The sequence below is a fragment of the Nocardiopsis sp. KDC1DS13DA1 genome (genome assembly GCF_055632325.1).
The window spans coordinates 60,542-74,462 of sequence record NZ_JBVMUY010000052.1; the positions used below are offsets into that span (position 1 = coordinate 60,542).

Genomic DNA, 13,921 nt, shown 5'->3' on the forward strand with positions numbered 1-13,921 from the left:
CTGAGGACCAACCGCGCGGACCCCCGTCGGCGGTGCGCGTGCGGGCGGCGGGCGGCGGGCGGGGGAACGGCCGGGGCGCGGGAACCCGGGGCGGGTATCCCGGTCCGGGCGCGGCCGGGGATGCGGGACGCGGGGCCGACGGCCCGTTCTTGCCCGCGGGCCCCGGGTGGGTGGCCCCGCTGGGTGCCACCTCGCCTCACGGGCGGCGTACAGCCAGGTGGGCGGGCGGTTGAGTCCCGGTGCGGTCCTTTTCGCGGGAGGGTGTCCTGCCACGCCTTTTTACCCCCCTGGGGTAATCTCGGGCACAGGGGTCGACGACCGTTCCGTGGAACTTGACGGATTAATACCCCTGGGGGGTATAGTTGTCCTCAGATGGAGCGGCCCGGTATCGGGTCGCCGGGATGTACACGTACTCAGGAGGCGACATGGCCACCACGACCACCGCGGTCTACGAAGTTGACGGCATGAGCTGCGGCCACTGCGTCAACTCCATCACCCAGGAGGTCACCGGCGTCGGGAACGTCACCGGTGTCCAGGTCGACCTGGAGAGCAGGAAGGTGACCGTGACCAGCGACGGCCCCGTCGAGGACGCCGCGGTCCGCGCCGCCATCGACGAGGCCGGCTACGAGGTGCGGAACTGACATGAACGTGACCACGAAGCTCGGGCTCTTCGCCCTCGGGCTCGTGGCCGTGTTCGCCGCGATGTTCGGGGTCGGCTCCCTGGCCGGCCCCCTCCTCCCCGACGGCGTCACCGGCCAGGCCGGGACCACGGCGGAGGATGCACACGGCGGAGCGGTCCGCGAGGACCACTAGAGCGAGCTTTTGGAACGGCCGTCCGAAGGGGTTGCCGTCCGGGCGCCGCCGAGGAGGAAGCACCCCAGTCCTCAAGGCGCCCGAATCCGGTCCGAAGCGCGGCGGAGGACCACGACAAGCACGGTTCGGGTGTTGGCGGGGTTGTGCACGACGAGGCGAGCCGCGCAGCGAGGTACGAGCGACAGGCGTGGCCGAGGAGGAAGAATCTCCGCCTTCCGGGCGCCCGAATCCGGTCCGAAGCGCGGCGGAGGACCACGACAAGCACGGTTCGGGTGTTGGCGGGGTTGTGCACGACGAGGCGAGCCGCGCAGCGAGGTACGAGCGACAGGCGTGGCCGAGGAGGAAGAATCTCCGCCTTCCGGGCGCCCGAATCCGGTCCGAAGCGCAGCGGAGGACCACGACAAGCACCGCCTAACAGCGGTTGGAGCGTTGAATTGAGTACCAGCGAAACCCGGGCGCGACGCCCCGAGACGGCTCCGGTCGAACTCGCCATCGGCGGGATGACCTGCGCCGCGTGCGCCAACCGCATCGAGAAGCGGCTCAACCGGATGGAGGGCGTCACCGCCAGCGTCAACTTCGCGACGGAGAAGGCGCGCGTGTCCTTCGAGGGCGAGCCCGTCGCCGTCGACGAACTCGTCGCCCAGGTCGAGAAGGCGGGCTACACCGCCACCGTCCCGCGGCCCGACACCGGGCCGGAGGAGGCCCCCTCCGAGCCGGTCGACCCCGCACGCGCCCTGCGCGACCGGGCGCTGGTCTCGCTCCTGCTCTCCGCCCCGGTCATCGCCATGGCGATGGTCCCGGCCCTGCAGTTCACCTACTGGCAGTGGGCGTCCCTCGCCCTCGCCGCGCCCGTCATCGTCTGGGGCGCGCTGCCCTTCCACGTCTCGGCGTGGAAGAACCTCAGGCTCGGCACGGCGACCATGGACACGCTGGTCTCCCTCGGGGTGACCGCCGCGTTCCTCTGGTCCCTGTACGCCCTCTTCCTCGGCACCGCCGGAACCCCCGGCATGGTGCACCCCTTCGAGTTCACCATCACCCGCACGGACGGCTCCGCCAACATCTACCTGGAGGTCGCGGCGGGGGTCACCTCCTTCATCCTCCTCGGCAAGTTCTTCGAGGCCCGGTCCAAGCGCCGCGCCGGTGCGGCCCTGCGCGCACTGCTCCAACTGGGCGCCAAGGAGGTCACCGTCCTGCGGGGCGAGGGGCCGGACACCCGCGAGGAGCTCGTCCCCATCGAACGGCTCGCCGTCGGCGACCGCTTCGTGGTCCGTCCCGGAGAGAAGATCGCCACCGACGGCACCGTCGAGGAGGGCACCTCCGCCGTCGACATGAGCATGCTCACCGGCGAGTCCGTCCCCGTGGAGGTCGCGCCCGGAACGGCCGTGGTCGGCGCCACCGTCAACGCGGGGGGCCGCCTGGTCGTCCGCGCCTCGCGGGTCGGCTCCGACACCCAGCTCTCCCAGATGGCGCGGCTGGTGGAGGACGCCCAGAACGGCAAGGCGCAGGTCCAGCGGCTCGCCGACCGGGTCTCCGGGGTCTTCGTCCCGATCGCGATCATGATCGCCGTGGGCACGCTCGGGTTCTGGATCGGTACCGGCGGGTCGGTGTCCGCCGCCTTCACCGCCGCCGTCGCGGTACTGATCATCGCCTGCCCGTGCGCGCTCGGCCTGGCCACGCCGATGGCCCTGATGGTCGGTACCGGCCGGGGCGCCCAGCTCGGCATCCTCATCAAGGGCCCGGAGGTCCTGGAGAGCACCCGCAGGGTCGACACCGTCGTCCTCGACAAGACCGGAACCGTCACCACCGGCCGGATGGCCCTGACGGGTGTCACCGTCGCCCGCGGCGAGGACGAGGACGAACTCCTGCGCCTGGCCGGGGCCCTGGAGAACGCCTCCGAACACCCCATCGCCCGGGCCGTCGCCAAGGGCGCGGTCTCCCGGGTCGGCGCCCTGCCCAACCCGGAGGACTTCGCCAACATCGAGGGCCGCGGCGTCCAGGGGATCGTCGACGGACACGCCGTCCTGGTCGGCCGGGTGGCCCTGCTGGAGGAGTGGTCGCAGACCCTGCCCGGGGAACTGGCCGCCGCGGTCGCCGACGCCGAGTCCGAGGGGCGCACCGCCGTCGCCGTCGGCTGGGACGGGCGGGCACGGGGGGTCCTGGTCGTGGCCGACACCGTCAAGTCCACCAGTGCCGAGGCGGTCCGCCAGTTCCGCGACCTGGGGCTCACCCCCATCCTGCTCACCGGTGACAACACGGCCGTGGCCCGCGCGGTGGCCGCCGAGGTCGGCATCGACGAGGTGGTCGCCGAGGTCCTGCCCGAGGACAAGGTCGACGTCGTCCGGCGGCTCCAGGACGAGGGCCGCACCGTGGCGATGGTCGGCGACGGGGTCAACGACGCCGCCGCGCTCGCCCAGGCCGACCTGGGGCTGTCCATGGGAACGGGTACGGACGTGGCGATCGAGGCCAGCGACCTGACCCTGGTGCGCGGGGACCTGCGCGCGGCGGCGGACGCGGTCCGGCTGTCGCGGCGGACCCTGGCCACCATCCGGGGCAACCTGTTCTGGGCCTTCGCCTACAACTCGGCGGCGCTGCCCCTGGCCGCGCTCGGCCTGCTCAACCCGATGCTGGCGGGGGCCGCGATGGCGCTGTCGAGCGTGTTCGTGGTGACCAACAGCCAGCGGCTGCGCCGGTTCCGACCGCTCACCGACCACGCCACCGCAGCCTGATCCGGACACCGGCTCGACCGGTCCGCCCACCGCCCCGGGACCCGCGTCCCGGGGCGGTCGCGTGTCCGGTGCGGATGTCCCCGCGAAAACCCTGATCGACGGTGAGGTGGGATGACCCGGTGTGCATCAGGTCTCGCGTTCCGCGAGGGCGGGCGCTAGGGTGTGGCCGGTGGACGCGCCCCGGGTTTCGTACGGAGCCCCACACGGGTTCCCGTGCCGATCCGCGTGGTACCCCCAGCCGTATCCTCGTGATCCGAAGGACGGAGACCAGCCCCCAGGACCGACGCCGCCCCGCCCCCTCGCCACCTTCCTCCCCCTTCCCCGAGGCCCCCGTGACATCTGGATGCCCGTACGCCACGTTCCAGCGGAGTGAACCGCACCCGGACCCCTACGCCGTGTACGCCGAACTGCGCGAGGAACACGGCCCGGTGGTCCCCGTCGAGCTCGAACCGGGCGTCCACGGGTGGTTGGTCACCGACTACGAGACCCTCATCTCCTGGTCCAGGGACACCACCACGTTCACCCACGACTCACGGGTCTGGCGGGACTTTCGCGAGGGCAGGGTCGACCCCGACTCCCCGCTCCTGCCGATGATGGCGCCCCGGACGAACGCCCTGTTCGTCGACGGGGCCGAGCACCAGCGCTACCGTCGCGCGATCACCGACAGCCTCGGCGCCGTCAGCGACGCGGACCTGCGCGGGACCACCCGCCGCTACGCCGACGGCCTCATCGACCAGTTCTGCGCGCGCGGCGAGGCCGACCTGCTCGACGAGTACGCGCGCACGCTTCCGCTGCTGGTCTTCAACGACCTGTTCGGCTTCGACGAGGACCAGGGCCTGCGCTTCGCCACCGCCATGCGCAACATGTGGATGGGCGTGGACGCCGAGCGCTCCAACACCGAGGCCGAGCGCGCCCTGTCCGAGGTCGTCGGCGCCAAGCACCGCGAGCCCGGTGACGACGTGACCACCCGCCTCATCCAGCACCGCGCCGGGCTCACCGACGAGGAGGTCATCATGCAGATGCTCCTCATCGTCGGCGCCGCCAACGAGCCCACCGCCAACCTCATCGGCGCCGCCGTCCGCTCCGCGCTGGCCGATCAGGTGACCGCCCCGGACCGGGTCCCCTCCGACGCGGCCCTGGCCGACGTCGTCGACCGCGTCCTGTGGCTGGAGCCGCCGATCATCAACTACCCGGTGATCTACCCGCGCGTGGACGTGCCCCTCGGCGGCGGCCGGACGATCCGGGCGGGCGAGCCGGTCACGCTGAGCTTCGCCGCCGCCAACCACTTCTACCGCAGGGAGAACGCCGAACGCCTGGAGGAGGCGCCCAACCGCGCCCACGTCGCCTGGGGGGCGGGGCCGCACCGGTGCCCCGGTCGCGACGAGGCCACCGTCATCACCACGATCGCGCTGCGCACCCTGCTCGCCCGGCTCCCGGGGCTTCGCCTGGCGGTGCCGCGCGAGGACCTGCGCTGGCAGATCACCGCCCTGTCCTGCATCCCCCTCCAGCTCCCCGTCCGGTTCACCCCCCAGTCCCCCCTGCCCCCCACCGATGTGGAAGGACCCTCATGGAGCCCGTCCGACTCGCCCCGGGAAACCTCCGATCCCAAACAGCCCACCTCCGCGCGCTCGGGCCTGTCGTCCCTGTCGAACTTCCTGGTGAGGTTGCTGCGTGGGTCGTGACCTCCCACGCGGCGGTCACCGAGGCGCTCGCCAGCCCCCACGTCCAGAAGGACAAGCGGCACTGGCGCGCGTTCAACGCCGGTGAGATCCCGCCGGACTGGCCGCTCATCTCGTGGATCATCGCCGAGAACATGCTGACCAGTGACGGCGACGAGCACACCCGGCTGCGCAGGCTCGTCTCCAAGGCCTTCACCCCCCGCAGGATCGAACTGCTGCGCGGCGGCGTCGTCGCGATCATCGACCGCCTCCTGGACGGTGTCGAGGAGGCGGCCGCGAACAGCGGGGACGGTGTCGTGGACCTGCGGGCGCTGCTCGCCCAGCCCCTCCCGATGACGGTCATCAGCGACCTGTTCGGTCTCGACGAGTCGATCCGGCCGAAGCTGAACCGCCTGGTCGGCCAGTTCTTCGACCAGAGCGTCACGCCCGAGGCCGCGATGGCGGCGTTCACCGAGATCGGCGAGGTCCTCACCGCGCTGGTCGCGGCCAAGCGCGAGGAGCCGGGCGACGACCTGACCACCGCCCTGATCGCGGCCCGCGACGAGGACGACCGGCTCAGCGAGACGGAGCTCATCTGGAGTCTGATCCTCATCATCAGCGCGGGCTACGAGACCACGATGAACCTCATCGCCAACGCCGTCCGAGCCCTGGTCACCCACCGCGACCAGCTCGACGTGCTCATGGGCGGCCGCGCGCCGTGGTCCGCGGCGGTCGAGGAGGTCCTGCGCTGGGACGGCCCGGCCGAGTACATCCCGATGCGCTACACGACCCGCGACCTCGAGCTGGCCGGGGTGCACCTTCCGGCAGGCGAGCCGCTGCTGATCGGTTACGGCGGCGCCGGCCGGGACGAGGAGCGGTACGGTCCCACGGCGGGGGAGTTCGACATCACCCGTGAGGACACCTCGCACCTGGCCTTCTCCCACGGGCGGCACTACTGCCTGGGGGCGAACCTGGCCCGGATGGAGGCCGTGGAGGTCCTGCCCCGCCTGTTCGAGCGGTTCCCCAAGCTCGACCTGGCCGTGCCTCCGCAGGAGCTGAGGCCGCTGCCGTCGATCATCGTCTCCGGGGTCGAGAAACTGCCGGTGCGCCTGCGCTGAGAGTGACGCCGGGTGGGACACGCCCGGCGGCCACGGTCCCGCGAGAAGGGGTTTTGATCCCCCTTCTTGCGGGATCGTCGCATTTCAGAGGCTGTGCAACCGATGTCGGGTCGGTGGTCGGCCCTTCGCCGCACCGCCGCCGCCCGTGCCAACGCCGCCGGAGGTCCCTAGACTCGGAGATGTCCCCCGTGCCCCGCCGCGCCCCGTTCCCGCGGTCCCCCTGCCACGTCCTCCCCTCCCCTTCAGAGGAATCGCGTCACATGAACAGTTCGGCAGCCGAACCCGGCCGCTCCCTGGTCGACAGGTACCGCCTGGACGAGGTCATCGGTGAGGGCGGCATGGGCCGGGTCTGGCGGGGAACCGACACCCTCCTCGACCGGCCGGTCGCGGTCAAGGAACTGACCACACCGCCGGGTCTCCCGGCACACGAGGTGGAGGTTCTGCGCACCCGGATGCTGCGCGAGGCGCGCAGCGCCGCCCAGCTGAGCCACCCGTCCATCATCACCGTGTTCGACGTGGCCGAGGAGGACGGCCGTCCGTGGATCGTGATGGAGCTGGTCCAGGGGCCCTCCCTGGCCGACCTGGTCCGCTCCGGGGAACCGCTGTCCGTGCGGCGGGTCGCCGACATCGGCGAACAGATGTGCGCCGGCCTGGCCGAGGCGCACGGGCGGGGCATCGTGCACCGCGACATCAAGCCCGGCAACGTGCTCATCGCGGGGGAGAACCGCGCGGTCCTCACCGACTTCGGCATCGCCCACCTGGACGGTTCCACCCACCTGACCAGTACCGGCCTGCTCATCGGTTCCCCCAGCTACCTGGCGCCGGAGGTCGCGCAGGGGTTCCAGGCCAGCTCCGCCTCGGACGCGTGGGCGCTCGGCGTCACCCTCTACCAGGCGGTGGAGGGGGCACTGCCCTTCGACCGGCCCACGCCGATGGCGACGCTCACCGCCATCTGCACGCAGGACCTGCCCGAGCCGGTGCACGCCGGTCCGCTCCGCCCCGTCCTGGAGGGGCTGTGCGCGAAGGAACCGGGGGACCGGCTCTCCATCGCCGAGGCGCGCGCCCTCCTGCGCGGGATCCGGGACACCGAGGAGGCCGCCTCCGCGGGTGTCCCGCCCACCCTCACGACCACCCGGCCGACCGAGGGTCCCGGACCGGCGGACGCGGCGGACGCGGAGCCGGACCGCGGGTCCGACCACGCGGACGCCGTGACCGGAGCCACCGGCGGAACGGCCGGTGTCGCGTGGGCCGCGGTCCCGTCCGTGCCGACCGGGAGCGCCTCCGGGGACGGCGGGCGGCAGCGGCGGACCAGGGCCGTCCTGATCGTCGCCGCCGTGGTCGTGCTGCTGGTCGCGGGCGCGGCCACCAGCGCACTGATCAGCATGAACCGCTCCCAGGGTGCGGCCGGGACCCAGGGGGGACCCGTCGCCGGGGCGGGTGCCGACGACCCCGGGGACGCCGACTCCACGACCGGCGCCTCCGCGGAGCCCACCGACCCGGACGCCGACCGCCGGGACGGGGAGGACGGGGACGCGGCGGCGGAGGAGGACGACGACCGCTGGGACTTCCTCAGCCGCCACGAGGACACCACCGGCTTCTCCGTCGACGTCCCCGAGGACTGGACGGTGGAGCGCAGCGGCAGCAGCGTCTTCTTCCGCAACCCCGACGGCGGGTATCTCCAGGTGGACCAGACCGACGCGCCCAACCCCGACGCCGGTGACGACTGGCGGGAGTTCGAGCCGGTCGGCAGCCGGAACTTCCCGGGCTACTCCCGCATCGGGATCACGGACGTCGAGGACGACTGGGCCGACGCCTACGTCAGCGCCGCCGACTGGGAGTTCACCTTCGACGGCGGCGGCGGGCGGATGCACGCCGTCAACCGCGGCTTCCACACCGAGGACAAGGGCTACGCGCTGTTCCTCGTCGCGAGCGACGACGACCCCGAGGCCAACCACGAGCTCCTGGACCGCATGGCCGAGACCTTCGAGCCCGCCTCCTGACCGTCGGCGGTCCCCGGTCCGGCGGCTCAGAACACCGAGCACCGCGTGATGTCGGTGAAGGCCTCCAACGCCAGCGCCCCCGCGACCGAGTTGCCCTTGGGGTCCAGGCCCGGGGCCCAGGCCACCACCGCGTACCGGCCGGGCACCACCGACAGGATGCCGCCGCCCACCCCGCTCTTGCACGGCAGTCCGACGCGGTAGGCGAACTCGCCCGCCGCGTCGTAGGTCCCGCAGGTGAGCATCACCGCCATGATCCGGCGGGCGTCCTCGCGGCTCATCAGCCGGGTGCCGTCCGCCCGCACCCCGTGCCTGGCCAGCACGAGCCCGGCCCGGGCCAGGTCCTCCGCGCTGATGGTGACCGAGCACTGGCGGAAGTAGTGGTCGAGCGCCCGGGGGACGGGATTGCGCATGTTGCCGAAGCTCGCCATGAGGTAGGCCAGCGCCCGGTTGCGATGGCCGGTCTCGGTCTCGGAGCGCGCGGTCACCGCGTCCACGTCCAGTCCCGGGTTGCCCGTCTCCTCGCGCAGCAGGTCCCGCAGGGCCCCCAGCGCGTCGCCCGTGTCGCTGAGCAGTTGGTCGGTGACGACGATCGCGCCGGGGTTGATGAACGGATTGCGGGGGATCCCGCTCTCGAACTCCAGCTGGTACAGCGAGTTGAACGCGTTGCCGGACGGCTCCCGGTGCACGCGCCGCCAGATCCCGTGCCCGGACCGGCTCACCACCAGGGCGAGCGTGAACAGCTTGGAGACGCTCTGGATGGAGAAGGGCACCGCCGAGTCGCCCACGGCGTGCACCTGGCCGTCGACGGTGGCCACCGCGAACCCGAACTGGTGCGGGTCGACCTTGCTGAGCTCGGGGATGTAGTCGGCGTCCCGGCCCGCGCCGATGTGCGGCTCGACCCGCTCCAACACGGCGGCGAGCACGCGGGGCAGGTCGACGCGGCGGGTCACGGCACCCCTCCCACGGTGTGTGTCACGGTCTCCTCACCCACAGTATGCGTGCTGGCGTCCGGAGAACGGGGGAAGCTTGCCCGGTCATTCCGTCCCGTCGAGCAGCTGGGCGTCGTGCACCAGCAGGGCGATCTGCACCCGGTTGTTGAGTCCGAGCTTGGTGAGGACGCTCGACACGTGTGTCTTGACCGTCGGCAGGCTCAGGAACAGTCGCGACGCGATGTCGGCGTTGGACCGGCCCTGTCCCACCGCCACGGCCACGTCGAGTTCGCGCGCGTTGAGCTCCGCGAGCCGGTTGCGGGCCCGTTCCGCGCGCTCGCCGTGGTCGTTGGCGGCCACGCGGTCGATGAGGCGGCGTGTCACGGCGGGGGACAGGACGGGCAGGCCGCGGGCCACCTGGCGGACGGACTCCACGATCTGGGCGGGCGGGGTGTCCTTGAGGAGGAAGCCCGCCGCGCCCGCGCGCAGGGCGCGCAGCACGTGCTCGTCGGCGTCGAAGGTGGTGAGGACGAGCACCTCGGGAGCGTCGGGGCGGGCCCGCAGGCGCTCGGTGGCGGTCAGCCCGTCCACCGTCGGCATCCGGATGTCCATCAGCACCACGTCCGGGGAGTGCTCGTCGACCAGGTCGAGGACGGCGCCCCCGTCCTCCGCCTCGGCCAGGACCCGGATGTCGGGCGCACCGCCCATCATCATCACCAGGCCGACCCGCACCAGCGCGTCGTCGTCGACGATCAGCACACCGGTCTCGCGGCTGTCCCGCTCCGTCTCGCTCATGTCGGCCACGGTAGCCACGTGGACAGACACCAGCCACCACCGTCGGTCGGTCCGTACTCCAGGCGGCCCGACGCCAGCGACACGCGTTCGGCCAGCCCGACGAGCCCCTGCCCGGCACCGCCGACCGGGCCGGGCGGCCGGGGCGCGGAGGCGGGGCCGTTGCGCACCTCCACGGTCAGCCCCGCACCGGGCGCGCCCGTGACGCGGACGAGGGTGTCGGCCCCGGACGCGTGCTTGCGGACGTTGGTCAGGGCCTCCTGGACGACCCGGTAGGCGGTGCGGCCCACCCGTTCGGGAACCGGGTCCTCGTGGTCGCGTACCAGCTCCACCCGGGCGCCGACGTGGTCCGCCTCCTCCACCAGTTGGTCCAGGTCGGCCAACGTGGGCTGGGGCAGCTCGCCCACGGGGGCGCGCAGCACACCGATCACCTCCCGCAGGTCCTGGAGCGCCTGGTGGGCGCTCTCGCGGATCACCGACGCCGAACGGGCGACCTCCTCGGGGGAGGCGTCGGGCCGGTACTCCAGGGCGCCCGCGTGCACGCTGAGCATGGACAGCCGGTGGCCGAGCACGTCGTGGATCTCGCGGGCGATGGCCTCGCGAACCTGGTGCTGGGCCTGCTCGGCCCGGAGCCGGGCCTCCGCCTCGGCGTGGACGGCGCGGTCGCGCAGCGACTCCACGAGCTTCCTGCGGTGGTGGACGGTCAGCCCCCACCCGGTGACGGTGCCCAGGATCGCCACCCCCAGCAGGAAGTCGACGAAGAGCGGGACGAAGGGGTCCGGCCAGAGGATCGAGTGGAGGAAGGACGCCCCGACCGCGATCCCGAACACCGACAGGCTCACCTTCGGCGGCCGGTGCACGGCCAGGGAGAGGAGCGCGATGAGCATCGCCCCGGCGATGAGCGCGGACACGCTCGACAGCACGGCCAGGACCACGGCGATCCCGACCGGCCACCGCCGCCGCCACCACAGCGCCACGCAGCCCGCGAGGGCGACCAGCTGCTCGGCGGTCGCCAGCCAGAGGGGGAGGTCGCGGCGTGCGTCGGAGGCGACCGGGCCGTGCGGGGGCTCGCCGATGTTGGCGGTGACCATGAGCCCGAACCCGACGGCGAGCAGGAACATCGCCAGGTCCACGACCCAGTCGCGCGCGCTGCGCCGTCGTCGCGGTTCGGGGGGCGTGGAAGCGTCCATCGCCCGGAGTCTACGGTCGGTCCGGTCCCCCGGGGCACCGCAGGCCGGAGCCGGGGACCGACGTCGGCCGGGTCCATACTTTGGTCGGTTCGCGGGGCGCGCCGGTCAGCCGGCGGGTGCTCCGGATCCGCACCTTTGGCGGCGCGTCCGGGCACCGACGTCCGATGCGCGGGCACCGCGCCCTCCCTACCGTGGGGCCATGCGAAAGATTCTCCGGGGCGCCGGCGTCCTCGTCCTCCTGATCGGGATCAGCGGAGCGATCGACCACCTCTGGTACCAGCCGTTCTTCGGGGTCGTCCTCAACTCGTTCAACCGCCTCGTGATCCCGAACGCGGCGTTCCTCCAGCAGTACGCGCTGTTCGCCAACCTCGCCGTCGCGGTCGTCGGCGCGGTTTTGGTCCTGGCGGCCGGGGCGCTGTCCCCGGGGCGCCGCCGCTGAGGGGACACCCCCGGAACTGGAACGTTACGCGCGGTGCTCGCCGGTCGGTACCGTGGGGCCCGAACGGGGCGCGGAGACCGGCGGGAGACGCCCCCCGGAGCGAACCGATCGTGGGGGGTCGATCCGATGAGCACACTCGTCACCGGAGCCACCGGGATGGTGGGGCGGCGCGTCCTGACCGAGCTGCGCCGGCGCGGAGTGGCGGCGACGGGGGTGTCGCGGACCTCCGAGACCCGCCTGGACTGGACGGACACCTCCAACTGGGACGACGTCCTCAGGGGTGTGGAGAGCGTCTTCGTGGTGACCCCCACGGGCAGTGGGCTGGGCAGCCGGGTGGCGGGGTTCCTGGACCGGGCCGCGGAGGCGGGGGCGGGCAACGCCGTCGTCCTGTCCTGCATGGGCGCGGGGGTCGCCTCCGACCAGGGCGTGGTCGAGCGCAGGGCGAAGGAGCGCTTCCCCCGGTGGACGGTACTGCGTTCCAACTGGCTCGACCAGGACCTCACCGAGGGGGCCTTCGCGCGCATGGCGCGGTCCCGGAACGGCCGGCTCGAACTGCCGGTCAAGAAGCGGACCGCGGTCAGTTTCGTGGACGCGCGGGACGTGGCCAACGCGGCGGTCGCGGCCCTGCTGGAGGACCACCACGGCAGGGAGTACACGCTGACCGGGCCCCAGGCGCTCACGTTCCGCGAGGTGGTGCGCATGACGAAGGGGACCGACAGCCCGGTGTGGCGGTTCAAGTCGGTGGACGAGTCGCGGTTCTACTTCCGGGCCACGGACCGGGGCTGGGGCGAGCGGTACGTGGACACGCTCAACGAGCGGTTCGCCGCCGCCGTCGCGGGCGGGGCCGCCGAGGTCACCGAGGACGTGCGCGCGGCGCTGGGCCGGGACCCGATCCCCTTCGCGCGGTTCGTGCGCGAGTCCACGGTCTGAGCGAGGCCGCGCCTCACCGTGGACCGGGCGGCAGAGCGGCCCCTGCTGGGCACCTCTGACGGAACACGGACGGAGTGGAGCGACGGGTACACGGGACAGGCCCCGGCCGTCCCCTCTCCCCTGGGCGGGGCGGGACGACCGGGGCCCGTGTCGTTCCCGCGGCCTACTTCAGGAGCTGGCGGGCCATCACCAGGCGCTGGATCTGGTTGGTGCCCTCGTAGATCTGGGTGATCTTGGCGTCGCGCATCATGCGCTCCAGCGGGAAGTCCTTCACGTATCCGGCGCCGCCCAGCAGCTGCACGGCGTCGGTGGTGATCTCCATGGCCGCGTCGGAGGCGTAGCACTTGGCGGCGGCGCCGTAGAAGGGCAGGTCGTCGTCGCCGCGCTCGGACTTGGCCGCGGCGACGTAGACCATCTGCCGGGCGGTCTCCAGCTTCATCGCCATGTCGGCCAGCATGAACTGCACGCCCTGGAAGTCGGCGACGGCCTTGCCGAACTGCTTGCGCTCCTTGACGTAGGCCACGGCGTGGTCCAGGGCGCCCTGGGCGATGCCGACGGCCTGCGCGCCGATGGTGACCCGGGTGTGGTCGAGGGTGCGCAGGGCGATCTTGAGGCCCTCGCCGGGGGCGCCGACCATGCGGTCGCCGGGAACGCGCACGTTGTCGAAGAACAGCTCGCGGGTGGGGGAGCCCTTGATGCCGAGCTTGCGCTCGGGCTCGCCCAGGGTGAAGCCCTCGTCGTCGGCGTGCAGCACGAACGCCGAGATGTTGCGGCCGCGGGCGCCCCCGGGGTCGGTCACGGCCAGGACCGTGTAGTACCTGCTGACCCCGGCGTTGGTGATCCACGACTTCTGGCCGTTGAGGATCCAGTCGTCGCCGTCGGCCACGGCCTGGGTGCGCATGCTGGCGGTGTCGGAACCGGCCTCGCGCTCGGACAGGCCGTAGGAGAACATCGCCGCACCGCTGGCGACCTTGGGCAGGTAGCGCTGCTTGACCTCCTCGGACGCGCCGAGGATGAGCGGCATGGTGCCGAGCTTGTTGACGGCGGGGATCAGCGAGGAGGAGGCGCACGCGCGGGCGACCTCCTCGATGATGATGCAGGTCGCGAGGGCGTCGGCGCCCACGCCGTCGTACTTCTCCTCGATGTGCGCGGCGTGGAAGTCCGTGGCGACCAGCGCGTCGTGCGCGGCCTGGGGGAAGGAGCTGGTCTCGTCGACCTCCGCCGCGTGCGGGGCGATCTTGTCCTCGGCGACGGCGCGCACGGCCTCGCGCAGCTCCTCGTGCTCCTCGCTGGTCTTGAACAGGTCGAAGTCGCTCATGTCCGTTC

Annotated in this window: 12 protein-coding genes; 8 read left to right on the top strand and 4 right to left on the bottom strand. The window is 72.6% G+C overall.

The genetic code is table 11. From position 1 onward, the window contains the following. Positions 1-425 precede the first annotated feature (425 nt). The 6 genes from ACTVAJ_RS28265 (at position 426) to ACTVAJ_RS28290 (ending at position 8,315) form a co-directional block, all read left to right on the top strand. Complete coding sequence (locus tag ACTVAJ_RS28265) at positions 426-641, top strand: heavy-metal-associated domain-containing protein (protein ID WP_470391337.1); 216 nt, start codon at positions 426-428, stop codon at positions 639-641. Position 642: 1 nt separating this feature from the next. Beyond that, entirely contained in the window at positions 643-813 is a 171-nt protein-coding gene (locus ACTVAJ_RS28270) for a hypothetical protein (protein WP_470391338.1), read from the top strand. Between the two features lie 434 nt (positions 814-1,247). Then, positions 1,248-3,539 (top strand): heavy metal translocating P-type ATPase, encoded by a 2,292-nt coding sequence (locus tag ACTVAJ_RS28275; RefSeq protein ID WP_470391339.1) that lies wholly within the window; start codon positions 1,248-1,250, stop codon positions 3,537-3,539. A gap of 395 nt (positions 3,540-3,934) precedes the next feature. Further along, positions 3,935-5,221, top strand: coding sequence for a cytochrome P450 family protein (locus ACTVAJ_RS28280; protein ID WP_470391382.1), 1,287 nt, complete (start codon positions 3,935-3,937; stop codon positions 5,219-5,221). Beyond that, positions 5,218-6,315: a cytochrome P450 family protein gene (locus ACTVAJ_RS28285; RefSeq protein WP_470391340.1), complete on the top strand. Its 1,098-nt coding sequence runs from the start codon at positions 5,218-5,220 to the stop codon at positions 6,313-6,315. The genes ACTVAJ_RS28280 and ACTVAJ_RS28285 overlap by 4 nt, the downstream gene beginning before the upstream one ends. 260 nt (positions 6,316-6,575) lie before the next feature. Next, complete coding sequence (locus ACTVAJ_RS28290; protein WP_470391341.1) at positions 6,576-8,315, top strand: serine/threonine-protein kinase; 1,740 nt, start codon at positions 6,576-6,578, stop codon at positions 8,313-8,315. Positions 8,316-8,341: 26 nt separating this feature from the next. Here ACTVAJ_RS28290 and ACTVAJ_RS28295 read toward each other — a convergent pair whose 3' ends face one another. The 3 genes from ACTVAJ_RS28295 to ACTVAJ_RS28305 form a co-directional block, all read right to left on the bottom strand. Next, entirely contained in the window at positions 8,342-9,265 is a 924-nt protein-coding gene (locus ACTVAJ_RS28295; RefSeq protein ID WP_470391342.1) for a glutaminase, read from the bottom strand. Between the two features lie 84 nt (positions 9,266-9,349). Further along, positions 9,350-10,039, bottom strand: coding sequence for a response regulator (locus ACTVAJ_RS28300; protein ID WP_470391343.1), 690 nt, complete (start codon positions 10,037-10,039; stop codon positions 9,350-9,352). Continuing rightward, the gene (locus ACTVAJ_RS28305; RefSeq protein WP_470391344.1) at positions 10,036-11,226 is read right to left on the bottom strand and encodes a sensor histidine kinase; all 1,191 of its coding nucleotides are present in this window, start codon (positions 11,224-11,226) and stop codon (positions 10,036-10,038) included. Before ACTVAJ_RS28305 ends, ACTVAJ_RS28300 begins: the two co-directional genes overlap by 4 nt. A 199-nt stretch (positions 11,227-11,425) precedes the next feature. On the opposite strand from ACTVAJ_RS28305, the gene ACTVAJ_RS28310 reads away from it, so the two are divergent. Together ACTVAJ_RS28310 and ACTVAJ_RS28315 are read left to right on the top strand one after the other, a co-directional pair. Further along, entirely contained in the window at positions 11,426-11,665 is a 240-nt protein-coding gene (locus ACTVAJ_RS28310; protein ID WP_470391345.1) for a hypothetical protein, read from the top strand. A 126-nt stretch (positions 11,666-11,791) separates the two neighbouring features. Then, positions 11,792-12,595 (top strand): NAD-dependent epimerase/dehydratase family protein, encoded by an 804-nt coding sequence (locus ACTVAJ_RS28315; protein WP_470391346.1) that lies wholly within the window; start codon positions 11,792-11,794, stop codon positions 12,593-12,595. 163 nt (positions 12,596-12,758) lie between these two features. Here ACTVAJ_RS28315 and ACTVAJ_RS28320 read toward each other — a convergent pair whose 3' ends face one another. Next, positions 12,759-13,913 carry an acyl-CoA dehydrogenase family protein gene (locus tag ACTVAJ_RS28320; protein ID WP_470391347.1) on the bottom strand — a complete coding sequence of 385 codons (1,155 nt, stop codon included), beginning with the start codon at positions 13,911-13,913 and terminating at the stop codon, positions 12,759-12,761. Positions 13,914-13,921 lie beyond the last annotated feature (8 nt).